The 16109-nt window shown below is 64.9% G+C and carries 27 protein-coding genes and 1 pseudogene; 6 read left to right on the forward strand and 22 right to left on the reverse strand.

Annotated elements, in window-relative coordinates:
- From nifV to nifH, 4 genes are all read right to left on the reverse strand, one after another.
- On the reverse strand, positions 1–1158 hold a 1158-nt coding region (gene nifV, locus JHD07_RS11385), incomplete at its 3' end, for a homocitrate synthase (protein ID WP_291622010.1).
- A 141-nt stretch (positions 1159–1299) separates the two neighbouring features.
- On the reverse strand, positions 1300–1698 hold the full coding sequence (irr, locus tag JHD07_RS11390; RefSeq protein ID WP_291622013.1) for a Fur family transcriptional regulator Irr: 399 nt from the start codon (positions 1696–1698) through the stop codon (positions 1300–1302).
- A gap of 88 nt (positions 1699–1786) precedes the next feature.
- The gene (locus tag JHD07_RS11395; RefSeq protein ID WP_291622015.1) at positions 1787–2503 is read right to left on the reverse strand and encodes a nitrogen fixation protein NifQ; all 717 of its coding nucleotides are present in this window, start codon (positions 2501–2503) and stop codon (positions 1787–1789) included.
- A gap of 76 nt (positions 2504–2579) precedes the next feature.
- Positions 2580–3464, reverse strand: coding sequence for a nitrogenase iron protein (nifH, locus tag JHD07_RS11400; RefSeq protein ID WP_291622017.1), 885 nt, complete (start codon positions 3462–3464; stop codon positions 2580–2582).
- A 392-nt stretch (positions 3465–3856) separates the two neighbouring features.
- Between nifH and JHD07_RS11405 the strand changes: the two genes are divergently transcribed.
- Both JHD07_RS11405 and JHD07_RS11410 read left to right on the forward strand, forming a co-directional pair.
- Entirely contained in the window at positions 3857–4291 is a 435-nt protein-coding gene (locus JHD07_RS11405; RefSeq protein WP_291622019.1) for a response regulator, read from the forward strand.
- Positions 4292–4301: 10 nt separating this feature from the next.
- Positions 4302–4741, forward strand: a pseudogene (locus tag JHD07_RS11410) (ArsC/Spx/MgsR family protein).
- A gap of 105 nt (positions 4742–4846) precedes the next feature.
- Here JHD07_RS11410 and JHD07_RS11415 read toward each other — a convergent pair.
- From JHD07_RS11415 to JHD07_RS11425, 3 genes are read right to left on the reverse strand one after another with little or no spacing between them, the layout of a single operon-like run.
- Positions 4847–5200, reverse strand: coding sequence for a (2Fe-2S) ferredoxin domain-containing protein (locus JHD07_RS11415; RefSeq protein WP_291622021.1), 354 nt, complete (start codon positions 5198–5200; stop codon positions 4847–4849).
- Positions 5197–5532 carry a Grx4 family monothiol glutaredoxin gene (gene grxD, locus JHD07_RS11420; protein ID WP_291622023.1) on the reverse strand — a complete coding sequence of 112 codons (336 nt, stop codon included), beginning with the start codon at positions 5530–5532 and terminating at the stop codon, positions 5197–5199. The genes JHD07_RS11415 and grxD overlap by 4 nt, the downstream gene beginning before the upstream one ends.
- An 18-nt stretch (positions 5533–5550) precedes the next feature.
- On the reverse strand, positions 5551–5784 hold the full coding sequence (locus tag JHD07_RS11425; RefSeq protein ID WP_291622025.1) for a BolA family protein: 234 nt from the start codon (positions 5782–5784) through the stop codon (positions 5551–5553).
- Positions 5785–6140: 356 nt separating this feature from the next.
- On the opposite strand from JHD07_RS11425, the gene JHD07_RS11430 reads away from it, so the two are divergent.
- Genes JHD07_RS11430 through JHD07_RS11445 form a run of 4 tightly spaced genes read left to right on the forward strand, consistent with a single transcriptional unit; the run spans position 6141 to position 8020 of the window.
- Positions 6141–6620, forward strand: a complete 480-nt coding sequence (locus tag JHD07_RS11430; protein ID WP_291622027.1) for a hypothetical protein — start codon at positions 6141–6143, stop codon at positions 6618–6620.
- A 7-nt stretch (positions 6621–6627) separates the two neighbouring features.
- Positions 6628–6957 carry an iron-sulfur cluster assembly protein gene (locus tag JHD07_RS11435; RefSeq protein WP_291622029.1) on the forward strand — a complete coding sequence of 110 codons (330 nt, stop codon included), beginning with the start codon at positions 6628–6630 and terminating at the stop codon, positions 6955–6957.
- Between the two features lie 35 nt (positions 6958–6992).
- Positions 6993–7760 carry a dienelactone hydrolase family protein gene (locus JHD07_RS11440; RefSeq protein WP_291622031.1) on the forward strand — a complete coding sequence of 256 codons (768 nt, stop codon included), beginning with the start codon at positions 6993–6995 and terminating at the stop codon, positions 7758–7760.
- Between the two features lie 14 nt (positions 7761–7774).
- Positions 7775–8020, forward strand: coding sequence for a hypothetical protein (locus JHD07_RS11445; protein ID WP_291622033.1), 246 nt, complete (start codon positions 7775–7777; stop codon positions 8018–8020).
- 223 nt (positions 8021–8243) lie between these two features.
- Here the strand turns inward: JHD07_RS11445 and JHD07_RS11450 are convergent, their stop codons facing one another.
- From JHD07_RS11450 to nifB, 15 genes are read right to left on the reverse strand one after another with little or no spacing between them, the layout of a single operon-like run.
- A complete protein-coding gene (locus JHD07_RS11450; RefSeq protein ID WP_291622035.1) occupies positions 8244–8672 on the reverse strand; it encodes a group II truncated hemoglobin in 429 nt (142 codons plus the stop codon).
- A gap of 20 nt (positions 8673–8692) precedes the next feature.
- Positions 8693–8860, reverse strand: a complete 168-nt coding sequence (locus tag JHD07_RS11455; RefSeq protein ID WP_291622037.1) for a hypothetical protein — start codon at positions 8858–8860, stop codon at positions 8693–8695.
- 13 nt (positions 8861–8873) lie between these two features.
- Positions 8874–9323, reverse strand: a complete 450-nt coding sequence (locus JHD07_RS11460) for a Rieske 2Fe-2S domain-containing protein (protein WP_291622039.1) — start codon at positions 9321–9323, stop codon at positions 8874–8876.
- A gap of 15 nt (positions 9324–9338) precedes the next feature.
- Complete coding sequence (locus JHD07_RS11465) at positions 9339–9563, reverse strand: hypothetical protein (RefSeq protein ID WP_291622041.1); 225 nt, start codon at positions 9561–9563, stop codon at positions 9339–9341.
- 16 nt (positions 9564–9579) lie between these two features.
- On the reverse strand, positions 9580–9888 hold the full coding sequence (locus JHD07_RS11470) for a 2Fe-2S iron-sulfur cluster-binding protein (RefSeq protein ID WP_291622043.1): 309 nt from the start codon (positions 9886–9888) through the stop codon (positions 9580–9582).
- A gap of 33 nt (positions 9889–9921) precedes the next feature.
- A complete protein-coding gene (locus tag JHD07_RS11475) occupies positions 9922–11130 on the reverse strand; it encodes a DegT/DnrJ/EryC1/StrS family aminotransferase (protein ID WP_291622045.1) in 1209 nt (402 codons plus the stop codon).
- Complete coding sequence (locus tag JHD07_RS11480; protein ID WP_291622047.1) at positions 11127–11396, reverse strand: hypothetical protein; 270 nt, start codon at positions 11394–11396, stop codon at positions 11127–11129. Before JHD07_RS11480 ends, JHD07_RS11475 begins: the two co-directional genes overlap by 4 nt.
- A gap of 15 nt (positions 11397–11411) precedes the next feature.
- A complete protein-coding gene (locus tag JHD07_RS11485; RefSeq protein ID WP_291622049.1) occupies positions 11412–11771 on the reverse strand; it encodes a hypothetical protein in 360 nt (119 codons plus the stop codon).
- A gap of 13 nt (positions 11772–11784) precedes the next feature.
- Positions 11785–12024 carry a nitrogen fixation protein NifZ gene (locus JHD07_RS11490; protein WP_291622073.1) on the reverse strand — a complete coding sequence of 80 codons (240 nt, stop codon included), beginning with the start codon at positions 12022–12024 and terminating at the stop codon, positions 11785–11787.
- Positions 12024–12341 (reverse strand): nitrogen fixation protein NifZ, encoded by a 318-nt coding sequence (locus tag JHD07_RS11495; RefSeq protein ID WP_291622051.1) that lies wholly within the window; start codon positions 12339–12341, stop codon positions 12024–12026. The genes JHD07_RS11490 and JHD07_RS11495 overlap by 1 nt, the downstream gene beginning before the upstream one ends.
- Entirely contained in the window at positions 12338–13111 is a 774-nt protein-coding gene (locus JHD07_RS11500) for a 4Fe4S-binding leucine-rich repeat protein (RefSeq protein WP_291622053.1), read from the reverse strand. Before JHD07_RS11500 ends, JHD07_RS11495 begins: the two co-directional genes overlap by 4 nt.
- Positions 13104–13634, reverse strand: coding sequence for a hypothetical protein (locus tag JHD07_RS11505; protein ID WP_291622054.1), 531 nt, complete (start codon positions 13632–13634; stop codon positions 13104–13106). Before JHD07_RS11505 ends, JHD07_RS11500 begins: the two co-directional genes overlap by 8 nt.
- Before the next feature lie 13 nt (positions 13635–13647).
- Positions 13648–13956 (reverse strand): iron-sulfur cluster assembly accessory protein, encoded by a 309-nt coding sequence (locus JHD07_RS11510; RefSeq protein ID WP_291622056.1) that lies wholly within the window; start codon positions 13954–13956, stop codon positions 13648–13650.
- Positions 13957–13967: 11 nt separating this feature from the next.
- Positions 13968–14192 carry a 4Fe-4S binding protein gene (locus tag JHD07_RS11515; protein WP_025037807.1) on the reverse strand — a complete coding sequence of 75 codons (225 nt, stop codon included), beginning with the start codon at positions 14190–14192 and terminating at the stop codon, positions 13968–13970.
- Between the two features lie 10 nt (positions 14193–14202).
- Positions 14203–15759 (reverse strand): nitrogenase cofactor biosynthesis protein NifB, encoded by a 1557-nt coding sequence (gene nifB / locus JHD07_RS11520; protein WP_291622065.1) that lies wholly within the window; start codon positions 15757–15759, stop codon positions 14203–14205.
- Positions 15760–16109: the final 350 nt, after the last annotated feature.

Genomic DNA, 16109 nt, shown 5'->3' on the forward strand with positions numbered 1-16109 from the left:
CTCGCGCACCTCGCGCCAGATCGCCCTCACCGTCTCGTGGGCAACCGCACCCTTGTGCTCGACGGCATGCCGGCGGACGCGGGCGAGAACGGATCTGGCTTCCTCGGCGCTGACGGACAGCTTCAGCTCGGCGAGCAGCGCCGTGATCGCCGCAAGCCCGGAATGCTTGCCGATCACGATGCGGTTCGAGCGGCCGAGCAGCCGCGGATCCAGCGCCTGATAGGTGCGCTGATCCTTCAACAGACCGTCGACGTGAATGCCGGATTCGTGGGTAAAGACGTGCTCGCCGACGATCGCCTTGTTGAGCGGAATGGCGCGTGCGGCCGCGGCCGCGACGACGGATGCAACCTTCTCCAGCTCTGGGAGAACAATGCCGGTCTCGCAGCCGTACAGCTGCTTGAGCGCAACGGCGACCTCCTCCAGCGGTGCATTGCCCGCCCGCTCGCCGAGGCCGATCACGGTAACCGAGGCGTGCGTCGCACCGGCCTTGATCGCGGCCAGCGTGTTGGCCGTCGCAAGGCCGAGATCGTCATGGCCGTGGAATTCGAGCTCGAGGTCGGTCGTCGCGCGGAGCGCCGCCAGCAACGCGAAAGAGGCGTCGGGATCGAGCACGCTCAAGGTGTCCGCGATACGGAAGCGCCGGGCGCCTGCTGCCTTCGCGGTCGCGATCAGCTCGGCCAGGAAATCCACATCGGCGCGCGAGGAATCCTCGCCGCCGACCGCAACGTCGAGGTCTCTGTCGCGGGCATAGCCGACCACCCGGCTCACCTGCTCCAGCGCCGCCGGTCGTCCGCCACTAAGCTTGGCGGCGATCTGGACGTCGGAGGCCGGGATCGAGACGTTCACCATGGACACGCCGGCCTCGATCGCCGCGTCGACGTCGGCCGTGCGCATCCGGCACCAGCCGATCGCCGTCGCCGACAAACCGGCTTCCACAATGGCGCGGATCGCACTCACCTCGTCATGGCCCATGGCAGGCGTGCCGGCTTCGATCTCGGTGACGCCGGCAGAGGCCAGCGCGCGGGCGATCGAGAGTTTCTCCGCGGTGGTGAAGGCGACGCCCGGCGCCTGTTCGCCGTCGCGCAAGGTGGTGTCGTTGAGAACGACGAGCCGGTGCTGAACTCCGTCCGATCGGGTCGTTGGGCCGGGAAACGCCATCCGCGTCCTCCAATCATTCATTCCGATCAGGAGTTCAGCAACCCTCGTGCCAGTGTCAGAACCACCGTCAAGCACCTGAAATTGATGGACTTCTCGGCACCACCCGGTTTGTCGCAAATGCGACAGGGGCAGACAGGGGCGTCAGATGTCGGATGCCTTGCGACGGATGTGAATGATGATGTCGAGCCGCGAGATTTCATGGCCTGGCAAAGGCTCGGGCACCTGCGCGAGGGCGAGCGTCTCGGGCACGTCGATCAGGACATCCTCGCCGTGAAGGTAGAAATGCGGATGCACCGTCGTGTTGGTATCGAAGAACGAGCGCGAGCCATCCAGTCCGATCCGGCGCAGCAGGCCGGCCTGGGTGAACTGGTTCAGCGTGTTGTAGACGGTCGCCAGCGACAGCTGGATGTTGGCGTCGGCTGCTTCGGCAAAGAGCATCTCCGCCGTGACATGCCGATCGCCTCGACCATAGAGCAGTTCCCCCAGCAAGATGCGCTGGCGCGTCGGCCGCAGGCCCGCGCCGCGCAATCGCTGGGACATCGGGCATTCTTCCTCCTGGAGCTGCGCGGGCGCTCCTGCATTTATCATGTCGACCGAGAGGGCTCCGGGATAAGCGTACATGATCACCTCACGCGGGTCGGGCGGCATCGCCCCGTTCGCCGTCGCCGCGCAAGATTTCGCGCCGACGCTCCGCCATCCGGCTCTCGCCGCTCTCCTCGCCGAAACAGAGATCGAAATCGTTACACTCCGTGCAGACGGGTGTCGTGCACATGACGAAGCCGTCGTCCTCACACAGCATGCGGTAGAAGAAACGCTTCCAGCGCATGTTCGCCGTGTTTCGCTGTGCCAGCGGGGCAAAATGGCGCGCCAGCAGGCGCGACAGCTCGGAGCGCTCACGCAACCCGAGATCTTCCCAGAGGTGGTTCGGCTCGATCGCGCGCCGCGCGACCATGGCCGCGAGCCAGTGCCCGACATCGCCTGCGGTCGAACGCTGCGCCAGCAGGAGATCACGCACCATGATGGTCTCGTCCTCGCTCCCGGAAGCGGATCTTGGCAACCATGCGAACGCGCGGACCATGGCGGAGGGGAAATTGCGGGCAAGCAGGTCGTTGAGGTCCTGCTCCGACAGCCCCACACGTTCGGCGAGAGGGCCGCCATCCATCACCGCTGCGGCCAGGATCGAGGCCAGCACGTGGCGGTCGAAATCATCGTCGGCGCGGATATCGGCTTCTGCCGGGTCGCAGCCGGTCAGCAGACGGTAGAACGCTATTCCAGCATGCGGCCCAAGGGGCCATGCTGGTCGGTTCGCCGCCGCTTCGCTCGTCCTCGCCTGCGCCGCAATCACGGAAGACTCCGCCGGTTATGCCGCTCGAGTTGTCGAGAGAGGCCGGCCTTCCCGGATGGGAAGGCCGGCAGGATCGTCAGGCGATCGCGAGTTCGGCCGCGGACTTGCCGATCTGGCTTTCGTCCACCGCCTTCATGATGCCGTGCTCCATCAGCATGTCCTCGAGCTCGTCCATGCTGATCGGGGTCGGGATGATGCCCTTGCCGCCGTTGTTATGGATCTTGGTCGCGAGCTTGCGATAATGATCCGCCTGCTGGGAATCCGGCGCGTATTCCAGCACCGTCATGCGGCGCAGCTCCGCATGCTGCACGATGTTGTCGCGCGGCACGAAATAGATGAGCTGGGTGCCGAGCTTCTTGGCCAGCGCTTCCGCCAGTTCCAGCTCCTTGTCGGTCTGACGCTCGTTGCAGACCAGGCCGCCGAGACGAACGCCGCCGGAATTGGCGTACTTGAGAATGCCCTTGGAGATGTTGTTGGCGGCGTACATCGCCATCATCTCGCCGGACATCACGATGTAGATCTCCTGCGCCTTGTTCTCGCGGATCGGCATCGCGAAGCCGCCGCAGACGACGTCGCCGAGCACGTCGTAGGACACATAATCGATGTCCTCATAGGCGCCGTTCTCTTCCAGGAAGTTGATCGAGGTGATGACGCCGCGGCCGGCGCAGCCGACGCCGGGCTCCGGCCCGCCGGACTCGACGCAGCGAATGTCCCGGTAGCCGACCTTCATGACGTCCTCGATCTCGAGATCCTCGACGCTGCCCGCGTTGGCCGCGAGGCTCAGAATGGTGTCCTGCGCCTTGGCGTGCAGGATCAGGCGGGTCGAGTCCGCCTTGGGATCGCAGCCGACGATCAGGATCTTGTGACCCATCTCGGCAAGCGCCGCGAGCGTGTTCTGCGACGTCGTCGATTTGCCGATGCCACCCTTGCCGTAAAACGCGATTTGCCTCAGTGAAGACATGTTGCTCTCCATCAACCGATTGCCAAATGACTCCGCGCTGCTCGCGCGAGATTTGCTTCTCTCTCAGAAGCGTGGGCCCGCGGGGTTCGGGAAGGAGAACATCGCTCGCCAGCGGCGTCGGCGTGTTCTCAGCCCTCACTCGTTGTTGCGGCATCCAAATAGCAACTGGCGTGCCATTCGCTGCGCGCGCTCTAAGACGCTGACTGCGCTTGCGAAATATTTCGAGGGCCGCCGCCGACAGGAGCTGTGCCGAACCCTACAGAGGTACGGTCTCTGTCAGAAACCGGACAAGAATCGGCGTGCTTGCGGTGCCAATGCACCGTGATTGCCGTGCGCAGATGCGGAACGGAAATTGCTACCTCTTCTCGCGAAGCCATAGAGGAGAACGACAGATGCAGATCGGTGTCGAGACGGCCAAGGCGGTCGACCAGCGGCGCGTGTTCGTTGTCGACGAGGACGAGATCACCCGCGCCGCACTGCAGTTTATGCTGCATGACGAGATCGAGACCCACGAGCTCGCCACGCCGGAAGAGGCCTATGAGAAGGGCGTGGACTGGCTGAGGCCGGACGTGGTGCTGCTCGGCGTCTCGTTCCTGAAGGCGCGGGGCGCCGGCCTGGTCGGCGATCTCGGCGCGAAATTTCCAGGCGTCCGCATCCTCATCGTCACCGACAAGTCCGACGAGGCCACCGCGGTCGAGGCCATGAAGGCCGGCGCCCATGGGGCGGTGGTGAAGCCGCTGACGCTCGAAGGTGTCCGCAAGAAGGTCGACACCATCCTCGGCCGCGGCGGCGCCGCGCCGCTGGTGCAGCTCAGCATGATGAAATAGGACCAGCGGCGTGGCCACGATCCTGTTCTACCAGAAGCCCGGTTGCGGAACCAACGCCCGGCAAATCCGCGCGCTGGAGGCGGCAGGCCATCAGGTGATTGCGAGGAATCTCCTGACCGAGCCGTGGACTGCAGAGCGTCTGCTAACGTTCTTCGGTACGAGCCCCGTCACGTCCTGGTTCAACCCCGCCGCGCCTCGCGTCAAATCCGGCGAGGTGAACCGGCAGAGATCGACGCGGCGGACGCTATCGCGCTGATGCGCGACGATCCCCTGCTGATCCGGCGTCCGCTGATCGAAGCCGGCGACGCCAGATGCGCCGGCTTCGACCGCGAGCCGGTCCCGTCGCTGCTCGGCGCTGAGCGAAACGACTTTCAGGGCTGCACGCGGCCGGAGACGATGCCGCCGTGTGCGGAGAGAGGGTGGCTCGTCGCGTGGCGACGAGACGGGTGAGGGGTTGTCTCCGCGCGCGATACTCTTGCGCCTGCATTTGCTGAGAGAACCCCTCATCCGGCGCTTCGCGCCACCTTCTCCCACAAGGGGAGAAGGAAGATTCGCCTAGCTCCGCGCCAGCACCATCACCAGACGGTCGACGCGCTGGCCCTGTTTCAGGTGTTCCTCGACGATCTCGTCGATATCCTCGGGCGTCGTCGGCCGGTACCAGACGCCGTCGGGGTAAACGACCATCAGCGGGCCGGCGGCGCAGAAGCCGAGACAACCCGATGCGGTGAAGCCGACATCGGTGAGTCCTTTCGCCTCGATGGCCTTTCCGAGCCGCTCCCACAGCGGCCCGCCGCCGGACGCACCGCAGCTACCGCGCGGATGGGTGGGCGGCCGCTGGGTGTGGCAGGCGAAGACGTGATGGCGGTAGAGCTGCGGCAGCTCGAACTCCTCGGTCATCCCGTCGCTCATGACGCCGCCACCGCAACACCCTTGTCGTTCAGCACGGCTGCCAGCTCACCCAGCTTGAACATCTCGCGCACGATGTCGCAGCCGCCGAGAAACTCGCCCTTGACGTAAAGCTGGGGAATGGTCGGCCAGTTCGAGAATGACTTGATACCTTCGCGGATGTCGGGATCGGCGAGCACGTTGATGCCGGTGAAGGGCACGCCGAGACCATTCAGGATCTGCACGACGCTGCCGGAGAAGCCGCATTGCGGCGCGGCCGGAACGCCCTTCATGAACAGCACGACATCGCTGCCTGAGATGATGTCCCGGATCCGTTGTTCGGTCGATTCGCTCATTCGTCTATCCTTCCATAGTCATGTCGGCACCGCGGTCTCGAGCGCCAGCGCATGCAGCGCCTCGCCCACTTTCCCTTTCAAGGCGGCATAGACCATCTGATGCTGCTGGATCCGGCTCTTGCCGGCAAACGCCTGCGAGACGACGCGCGCGCCGTAATGGTCGCCGTCGCCGGCCAGATCGGTGACGATCACATGAGCGTCCGGAAACGCGTCCCTGATCAATTGCTCGATGTCCGGTCCCGCCATAGCCATGTCGTACACTCCTGCTCTGCGTCCGAACCATGCAAGCGCCAAACCAGTTTCGGAACATGTGTGTTCAGAGGGACTTGCGTGCCGGGCATCACAGCGATGTCCGGCTTGCGACAACACTTCGTGCGTGCATGTCGATGACGTGACGAACGCCGACGGACCTCGCTCCGGACACTGCGACGAACCCTCGCAATGGCCGGAAACAACGCGCTTTTCGCCGCAATCTCGTCCGGCCCGGCTTTTGCTTTGTGAGGACTGCATCCGCATTGCGCCATGCCAGAGGAGGAAATCGAATTGTCTCACACAGGCTCCAGCAGATTGGACGAGCGGCGCCCGATCGCGATGCCGGCGAGCGCATCATGACGGCCGTGCTCGTCGACTCCGACGGCATCAATTTCGGCGAGCTTGCACCGGAGATCGACTCGCTGCTCCAGCAGGGCGTGGTGAGCTATCGGCGGAACCCGATCGAAGCCGATCGGATCTTTCGCAAGGCTCTCGATGCGGCCCCGACCGAGCTCGCGGTCTATTTCTGCCTTTACAAGACCCATACCTATCGCGGCCGTCTCGACGAGGCTCAGAGCATCGCCGAGCGCGGGCTGCGCGAGGCCGCCCACCAGGCCGGCCTGGATCCCGATTGGCGAAGTTGGCAGCCACAGGCCGAGCTGCCGGAAGGCGCCGGCCGCTTCGCGCTCTATACGTTGAAAGCGCTCGCCTTCATCCATCTGCGCAAGGACGAGCGTAGGCAGGCACACGAGCTTCTCGCGGCCCTGCGTAGGCTCGACCCTGCAGGCGCGGTGGGCTGGCCAGTCGTTGCGGCGCTCGCCGAGGGACTTCAATGAGGGAGCGATGACGAGCACAGAGCTTGCCGACAACGAGACGCTGATCGTGGGCATCGTCGCCGCGCTGCGCACGGTTCACGACCCTGAGATTCCCGTGAACATCTACGACCTCGGCCTGATCTACCGGATCGCGCCGAAGGACGGCGGCCTTATCGAGATCGACATGACGCTGACCGCGCCGGGCTGTCCGGTCGCCGGCGAGATGCTGTCCTGGGTGGAGAAGGCGGTCATCGAAGTCAATGGCGTCACTGAGGTCGCGGTGCAGCTGGTGTTTGATCCGCCATGGGACTCCTCGCGGATGAGCGACGACGTCAAGCTCGAGCTCGGCTTGCTCTAGAACAACCAAAGGCCCACCGGAGAGGAGAGGATGCCATGATCGATCTGACCGCCAGCGACGGAGCAAGTTTCACCGCCTATCGAGCCGAGCCTGCGGAGACGCCCAAGGGAGCCGTCGTGGTCCTTCAGGATGTCTTCGGCGTCACGACCGAGATCCGTGAGGTTGCCGACGCTTTTGCGGCCAAGGGCTATGTCGCGATCGCACCGTCCCTGTTCGACCGCGTGAAGCCGGGCATCAGTCTCGGTCACGACGACGGCGGCAAGGCCGAAGGCACCGCCATCAGCGTGCAGATCGACAGGGCGCAGGCGATCTCGGACATCCAGGCGGCCGTCGATTCGGTGAAGCACGCCGGCAAGGTTGCGGTCGTCGGCTATTGCTGGGGCGGCGACCTCGCCTACACCGCGGCCAACAAGGTCAACGGCATTGCCTGCGTGATCGGCTATGACGGCAGCGAGACCGTTGCCGACTATCGCGAGAAGCGCAAGGTGCCGACGCTGCTGCATTTCGGCGAGAGCGACCCGGAGCTGCCGCTCGAGGCCATCACGCAATTCCGCGCCTGGCGTCCCGATGTCAGCGCCTTCACTTATCCCGAGTCCATCAATGGCTTCGGCTGCGGCGAGCGCGGCAGCTATCGCGAGGGCGCGGCGGCGACGGCACTGGAACGGACTCTGTTCTGGATCTCGCAATATGTCGAGGGACAGAAGCCGATCCTGTTGAAGAATGCGGGTTCCTATGCCCAGGCCAAGACCGAGAAGAAGAAAAAGAAGAAGGGCGACGACGATCTCGGGCCGCCGATGGACTGAGGGAGTCCCGCGCGATGCTTCCGACCACCATCCTCATCGACGATGCGCCGCGCTGCGTGGTGCGTCCGACCGACACCAAGGATCTCAACCGCTTCATTCGCAACGGCAGGACCTTCCTGCTCGCCGAGAAGCCCGAAGGCAAGATCACTCACCGCGCCGCCAATGAGTCCGAGCTAGGCCGGTGGCAGAGCGGCCTTGCCTTGCACAAGGCCTGGGGCGGCGCCGAGGAGGAATTCTTCGGCTTGCCGTTGTCGGAGTGAGAGCGGCCCCTCTCCCCTTGTGGGAGAGGGTGGCATAGGCGGCCTTCGGCCGCCGTTCTCAAGAACGCCGATGCTTCGCATCGGCTATGGCGTAGCGGCGAGACGGGTGAGGGGTTCACTCCGCGAGAGAAACTCTTGTTCGAGGGCGCGGAGAGAAACCCTCATCCGGCGCTTCGCGCCACCTTTCTCCCACAAGGGGAGAAGGAAAGATCTCTCAAGCCCCTCAGTGAGGCCCACCGCGCGCATCGTGCGGATTGCCGGCCTGGTTGCGCATCCAGTCGGCGAGCTTGGTGAGCGCGGCATCAAGCTCTGCCCGTGCCGCTTCGTCGGCGACGGTCTCCTCCAGCGCGCCGCGCATGCACAGCAGCCAGGCGTCGCGTTCGGCTTTGCCGATCGGGAAGCCCATGTGGCGCTGGCGCAGCCGGGGGTGGCCCTTCTCGGGCGAATAGAGCTTTGGCCCGCCGGTCCATTCGGTGAGGTATCGCTTCAGCACCTGCTTGGTCGACGTCAAGTCGTCCGCGTGCATGGCGCGGATGCCGGCGGCCTCGGGCAGTGCGTCCATCCGGCGATAGAAGCTTTCCACCAGGCGGTCGATCACGACCGGCCCACCGATCCGCTCGTACATCGAGACAGTGACCACCGTATCGCTCATGCCGAAGCCTCTCGTTGTGTCTACTCGTCCATGCTGGGCGACAGGATAACCTCCGCCGGCGCGCCGGGGCCTTGATCGGCGACAAACTCCAGCGTGGAGACGCGCGAGAGCCCGTCGCCACTGTCCATCAGCACGACGGCGTCCTCCGGCAGCCTCTTCAGGCGATCAAGCAGCTGGGCGACTGTCACGACCCCTTCTCCGCTAATCCGGATGAATCATGATATCCATGGTCTCGTCATGGTCGTCGAAGGCGTTGAACGGACGGTCGTCCTCGACCAGCCGCTCCCCGCAGAGGCAGACCTCGCCGTCGACGACGGCGAGCGCGATGGGTTGGAGGCTCTTGCCGCTGCAGGGCCCGTCGATGCAAATTCCGCTGTCGATCTCGAAGGTGGCGCCGTGGCGGCCGCATTTCAGGAAGGCTCGGTCCTGGGTGAAGAAGTCGCCGCTGCCGATATTGAGCCAGACCCCGTCATGCGGGCAGGCATTGACGTAGCCGACATAGTCGTTGCCATGGGTCCGGATCACGACGATCGGGAACGGCCGGCTCTCGCCGGACGCATCGAAGCGCGACAGGCTGAACGCCCTCGCGCCGCCGCGCTCGATCTCGCCGCTCGCACAGATGACGAAGACATCGATCTGTTCCGGGGCCATCCGCACTCCTCCGGGTCAGGCCGCCGCCAGCGCAGCCGCCTGCTTCAGCGCCGTCAGTTCTTCGCGCGTCAGGCGGAACACGCCGCGGCCGCCGGCGAGCGCCTGATAGACGTCGCCGGCCTTGTCGCTGAGAAAGTCGAACCAGGCCTGCGGCGTGAGCCCCTCCGGCCGCTCGCTGATTTCGACCACGGTGCCGTTCGGCGCAAAGCGCGCGTGAAGAATGAACTTCTGCGTATCCATCGTGCCGCTCCCCCGCTCAAAAACCCGACGAGAAGCCGAGCAGCTCGATCTTGACGTCCTCGGTGCCGAGCACGGTGGCCTGGCAGGCGAGGCGCGACTTCGACCCGACGCCGACAATGCTGTCGAGCTTCTCGTTCTCGAGCCGCGCGATCTTGGACAAGCCCTTGCGTCCTTCCTGCACGAAGATGTGGCAGGAGCCGCATTTGGCCTGACCTTCGCATTTGTGCGGAATCGCGATCTCGGCGCCGAGCAGAGCGGCAAGAATCGTCGTTCCCTCGGAAACCTCAATGGTCTTGCCGGCGGGCATCACGGTCAGCGTGGTCATGATCGTCATCCTCTTCGTTGGTGATGGGCTCTTTCAGTAGATCGCCGCACCCGCGCCCACGTTGATCGAGGCGTCCTTCATGGTCTCGACGATGAATTCGATCTGGCTGTCCGTCAGATGGGTGTGGAACGGCAGCGCGACCGCGCGATCGGCGATCTTCTCGGTCACCAGAAGGTCGCCGCGCCGGTAGCCGAGATCGAAGTAATGCCGCTGTAAATGCAGCGGATGGCTGTAGGCGACGGCCTCGACCTGCTCGACCCGGAGATCCTCGGCAATGGCGTCGCGACTGGAACGGGTGAAGCGCGTGCCCAGATGCACGAGATAGAGGAACCAGTTCACCTCCGTCACGTCGGGGGCGATATAGGGGGGCTTGATGCCCTCGAAGGACTGCACATGCGTCGCATAGAGCTGCTCGACCAGCCGGCGGCGCTCGATGATCTCGTCGATGCGCTTGAGCTGGGCGAGGCCGAGCGCCGCCGCGAGATCGCTGATCCCGGCCTGATAGGCAGCGGCCGAACTCACCACGACCGAGGAGCGCTCGTTCAGCCGATGTGAGCGGTGACGGCGCAAGGTCACCGCGAGGTCGATGTCGTCGGTGACGACCATGCCGCCCTCGCCGCAGGTCAGCAGCGAGGGCTGTGCGAAATCGAACACGGCGACATCGCCAAAACTGCCGACCAGCCTGTCCTTGTAGCGCGAACCGATCGCTTCGGTGGAATCCTCCAGCAGGAGGACGCCGCGCCGCTCCGCGATGTCGCGCAGCTCCGACCAGGGCGCCGGATGGCCATTGGTATTGGCTGCGAGAATGGCGCGCGTCCGGGGCGTGATCCGCTCCTCCACCTTCTGCGCCGCAAGCGTTCCGGACCAATAATCGATATCGGCGAACACCGGCCGCGCGCCGGCGAGGCTGATCCCATGCGCGGTCTCGCGGAAGGAATAGGACGACGCCACGACCTCATCGCCAGCACCAATGCCATACGCCTTCAGCGCCAGCAGAAGGCCGATGGTGCCGCTCGGCACTGCAATCGCATAGGCTCGGCCGACATAGGCGGCAAACGCCGCCTCAAATTCCTCCGCCATGGGCCCGCTGGAAAGCCGCGGCGCGCGCAGGACGGCATCCACCGCCCCGATCTCCGCCAGCGTGATGTCGGGGTCGGAGAGCGGAATGAAGTCGTGGCCCGAGGCGGCGAGCGCCTCGCCCACTTCCGCAACGTCGTCGTAAGCGAGAGCAGGCTCGGTCATGACGCGGCCCCCCGGCTCGCCAGCACGATGCCGGTCGCACGTGCGGGATCGTTCGTGATCTGCGCGCAATGATCGGCGCTGTCGAGCAAATGCAGGTCGAACGCGCCAAAGCTGCGGTACGGGGTCTCCGCTACGTCCGAGGCATCGCAGCGGATCCAGGCGAGGTGGGGAAATTTCCGGCGCAGCTCGAGATAGAGCTGGGCCGCCGCTTCGGGCGATGCGAGCATCCGCTCGATCTCGGTCAGTTCGGTTGCCGCAAGCGCCATCTTCCCAACCTCCTGCTATTGCCAGAACACGCGCTCGGGGTCGGCGTTCAATATCTCCGTCACCGACGCCAGCCGCTGGTGCACGCCGTGCAGCTCCCAGGCGCCGGTCTTGTGGTCCTTTCGGAAGAGCTTCCAGCTCGCGCCCGCCGCATCGTGATGCAGCAGCGCGACGTCGATGACACCGCCCTCGGCGTCGATGTTGCGCGAGCAGCAGGGGCTCTCGACGAGATACCCGCCGGTCACGCCCCTGACGATCGGCGACACGTAGCGATAGCGCTTGCGCGATCCGAGTGCGCGCTCGATCCGCCTACGATCGAGCTCGTTGGGGTGCGCGGGCAAGCCTGCGTCCGGCTGTCTGAGGACCGCGGCGTTCATCGTGACATCATCCCTAGAGCGGACTGATTTCTTCCTCGAGGCAACCGACCACCAGCCGCTCGCCGAACTCGACGAGATAGATCGGCAGATTGGCGTCGGTATGCCGGCCGACCTGAACGATCTCGCCGGTGCCGCCGACGCCGACGAGGAGGCCTTCGGCGGGCGCGTCCGGGAACGAGCCGTCATTGAGCAGGTCCACCGCGGCCTTCACGCGCTGGCCCCATTGATATTTCGGCAGTCTCGGCTCGATCATCATGACACGGTCTCCGGCAATGGAATGTCCTCGACCGCGTCGCGCGGGGTGACGGGGTCGAGCTCCTTGCGCTTCATCCCGACGCGATTGCCGCTATCGAGGAATTCAACGCCATAGATGTAGAATTGCTGGAGGAAGGTGCCGATCGAGACCACGTAGCCGATCTCGCCCTTCTTGGCGAGAATGTCGCCGATCTCCTTGCCGGCATAGGTGCCGTCGTTGCGAATGGTACGCTTGGCTCGTACCTTCTCGCCGAAGCTGAAGAACGGCGGAGCGCTCAGCTCGACGACGTCGCTGTCGCGGACGATGTTGCTCATAGGGAGGCTCCCGTTCCTCGCTCCAGCCGCACGGCGACCCGCGACCGTGCGACTTCGCGCACCAGGCCGTCCTGGTCCTCGGCGAGACTCATGAGCTCGCCGACAGCGGCACGGCTCGCAACCTCGTAGCGGACGCGCCAATCCAGGTCGCCGCGCATCAGTGCCAGCAGCTCCGGCGACAGGCGCTGCGCGACCTCGAGCCGCACGGCGGCGTCATGGTCGTTGATCATGCCGAGCAGCCAATCCTCCGGAATGCGCCGGGCTACCACGCGGCGAACCTCCGGTTCTCCGTCGTCGATCAGCCGGCCGAGCAGCGGCGGCGCCAAGCGGCGCGCGACGACGAGGCGGACGTAATAGTCCGCATCGGACGCCATCGGCAGCAGATCATCGCCGTCGATCAGGGTGGCAACCCGCATCCTCACCTCGCGATGCGGGTCCTCGCGCAATTGCAGCGCATAGCGCCTGGGCAGGCGGCGAACGGCGTTCCAGCGCACCGTCTCGTCGGCATCTCCGAGCAGCGGCGGGAGCAGGAACAGATTGGCGGACTTCGCGGCGATTGCGCGGACCTCGAAATGGGGATGGCCGACATAACCGTCGGCAAGCCCCGGATTCCAGTTGAAGAAGCGGTCGATGCGGCGCGCATAGCGATCGTGGACACAGGCATGCCCGATCCGGCAGCCGCCGGCGCCGCTCAGCGTCAGATGCGGGCAGGCCTCGCAATCGACCTGATGGCCTTGCCAATCGAGGGTCTCGTCGATGTCGTCACTCATCGTCCTGCCCCATCCGATCGAGCACGCCGAGGAGAACCTTGGCGCCGATCTTGTCGGTGGGATCGAGCTCCAGCAGCTTCTGGACCGCGAACCGCCCCTCTTCCGTCTGGCCGAGGCGCATCTGCAGATAGGCGTAGCCCTTCAGCGAGAACAGAAAGAAGCGCGGCAGGATGTTCTCGTAACGGCCGAACTCGGCGTCGCCCGCTTGCACCTGTCGCCAATCGGCAGGAAGATTGCCTTCCTCGGCGGCCTTCGCGATACAGCGGCGCGCTACGTCCAGCGCCTCGGCCAGACGCCCCTTGTAAAAGTAGAAGCGATAGAGGCCTATCAGCACCGCCGCGTGACCGGGCGCGAGCGCCTCGGCTTCCCGCAGATGGCGCTCCGCGATGTCGTCCAGGTGATAGGAACGACCCGCTTCCCAGAGATGATGCTCCGCCTCGCTCGGCAGCCCGCGACCGAGCAAGGCGCCGGTGACGAGCGCCTCGTTGATCTCGACCTGCGGACTGACGAAACTGTCGGGCATCATCGGCGCCTGTTCAATGATGTCCGCAGGAGACCTGCTTCGGATCGTGGAACACGAGCCCGGTCTGCGTTGCCGTATCAGCGAAATCGATGGTCACGCCGTCGAGCAGCAGGCGGCTTTCGGCCGGCAGGAACATCTTGACGCCGTCCCGCTCGACCACCGCGTCGCCGGCCTGCGGCTCAGCACGAACGCTGATGTCTGCGGCAAGGCCGGAGCAGCCGCCCGGGCTGACTGCAAGACGAAACCCGCTGCCGGCGCCGCCATCGACGCGGAGCATCATGCGCATGAACTTCTGCGCCGCCGGTGTAATCGTGAAGTTCATTCCATCCCCCCTCAAGCAGGCGCCTGGTAGCGCGGCAGTGACGTATCGATGACGCAGGTGTTGTCGACCGGGCACACCGCCACACATTGCGGCTCGTCGAAATGGCCGAGGCATTCGGTGCACTTCTTGGGGTCGATCACGAACGTCCCGCCCTTTTCGCGGATGGCGACGTTCGGGCATTCCGGCTCGCAGGCCGAGCAGCTCGTGCACTGCGAGGCGATGATCTTGAACGGCATCGGTCTCTCCTCAAGCAGCCGAAATCAGGGCGCCCTGGCGGATTGCGGCATCACCGCGCTCCACATGCTCGACCTCGCCGCTGTTGACCTTGTCGAGATAGGCCTTGAACCAGGCGATCGCGGATTTCTCGATGAACTCGTGGGCGTATTGGTCGACCGGCTCGATGCCGGCCTTGATCAGGTCGCCCTTCGGGCAGCCGCCGATCTTGGCGACAAAGACCGCATGGCAGTCGTTGATGGCCCGGATAATGGTCTCCAGGCTGTCCTCCTCGCCGTAGCCGCCCTGGCAGTAGAGGTCGACGCGGCGATGGCCGACGAATTTGGCGCCCGCCGTGGAGAGCTCGTAGACCTGGAACTCCTTGGCGTGGCCGAAATGCTCGTTGATCAGGCCGGAGCCCTTGGTCGCGACCGCGGCGAGCACCTTGATGTCGCTGGAGTTGCCAGCAAGCTCGGCAAGCTCCTCCTGCTTGGCGGCGACCTTGGCGATGCGCTCTTCCTCGACCTTCTCCTGATAGGCCTTGCGGGTGTCGGCGTCGTACTTCACTTCCATCGCCATGATCTTCTCGGTGGTGAACTCGGCGCTGCGGTCCTCGCCGAGCAGACCGACCGCGTCGGCGCGACACTGCCGGCAATGCCGCATCATGTTCATCTCGCCCTCGCAGGAATCCTGCAGCGCCTTCAGCTCCTGCGCGCTCGGGCCACGCTGGCCGTTCAGGCCGAATACGGTGCCGTGCTCCGGCGCGGAGATCAGCGGCATGATGTTGTGCAGGAAGGCGCCGCGCGACTTCACGGCCTTGTTGACCTCGACCAGGTGCTGGTCGTTGATCCCCGGGATCATCACCGAGTTGACCTTGCAGAGGATGCCGCGCTCGGTGAGCATCTCCAGGCCCTGGAGCTGCCGGTCGGTCAGGATCTTGGCGGCTTCATAGCCGGTGTAGCGCTTGTGCTTGTAGAAGATCCAGGGATAGATCTTCGCGCCGATCTCAGGATCGATCATGTTGATGGTGATGGTGACGTGGTCGACATTGTACTTCGCGATGGTGTCGACATGATCGGGCAGCATCAGGCCGTTGGTCGACAGGCAGAGCTTGATGTCCGGCGCCGTGTTGTAGATCAGCTCGAAGGTCTTGAACGTCTTTTCGGGGTTCGCCAGGGGATCGCCGGGGCCGGCGATGCCGAGCACGGTCATCTGCGGGATGGTGGAGGCGACGGCCAGCACCTTCTTGGCGGCCTGCTCGGGCGTCAGCTTCTCACTGACCACGCCGGGACGCGATTCGTTGGCGCAGTCGTATTTGCGATTGCAGTAGTTGCACTGGATGTTGCAGGCCGGCGCGACCGCGACGTGCATGCGTGCGTAATGATGATGCGCCTCTTCGCTGTAGCAGGGATGGTTCTTCACCTTCTCCCAGATCTCGGTCGGCAGGTCGCCCTGTCCGGCCTGCGATCCGCAACTCGCCTTGCCGCTACCCCCCGTCGTGCCGCAGCCCTTGTGCTCTGCGATGGCCTGCATGATCTCGCCGACATTGCCGCCGTTGCCGCTCGCGTCGTGTTGCGCTGAAACGTCCATGTGCTCAGTTCTCCTTGCAGGCCGAACAGATTTGCGGCTCGGATTTCGAGAAGCGTCCTAAGAGCCGTTCTAGAAAGGTATTAGCAACCCGCATGCCACCGTCGGGCCCTGCGACTTTCTTCGCTTGCTTCAAGGAGTTAGCGCGATCACGCGGGAATGTCGGGTTGCGGACGCATGTTGCAAAGGTGACAGACGCGACGTCGCCGACAGAGTGCCTTGATCGCCAATCGAACGCGCGCCGCGCGAACAAGGTCCGCGCGGCGTGGTCAGATCGACAATGCGACGAAAGGTCAGCCCGCCAACACGATCTCGATCGCGCGCGGAAGCGGGATGGCGAGCGGGGTCAGACC

It is taken from the genome of Bradyrhizobium sp., from assembly GCF_016462955.1.
Lineage (GTDB): Bacteria > Pseudomonadota > Alphaproteobacteria > Rhizobiales > Xanthobacteraceae > Bradyrhizobium.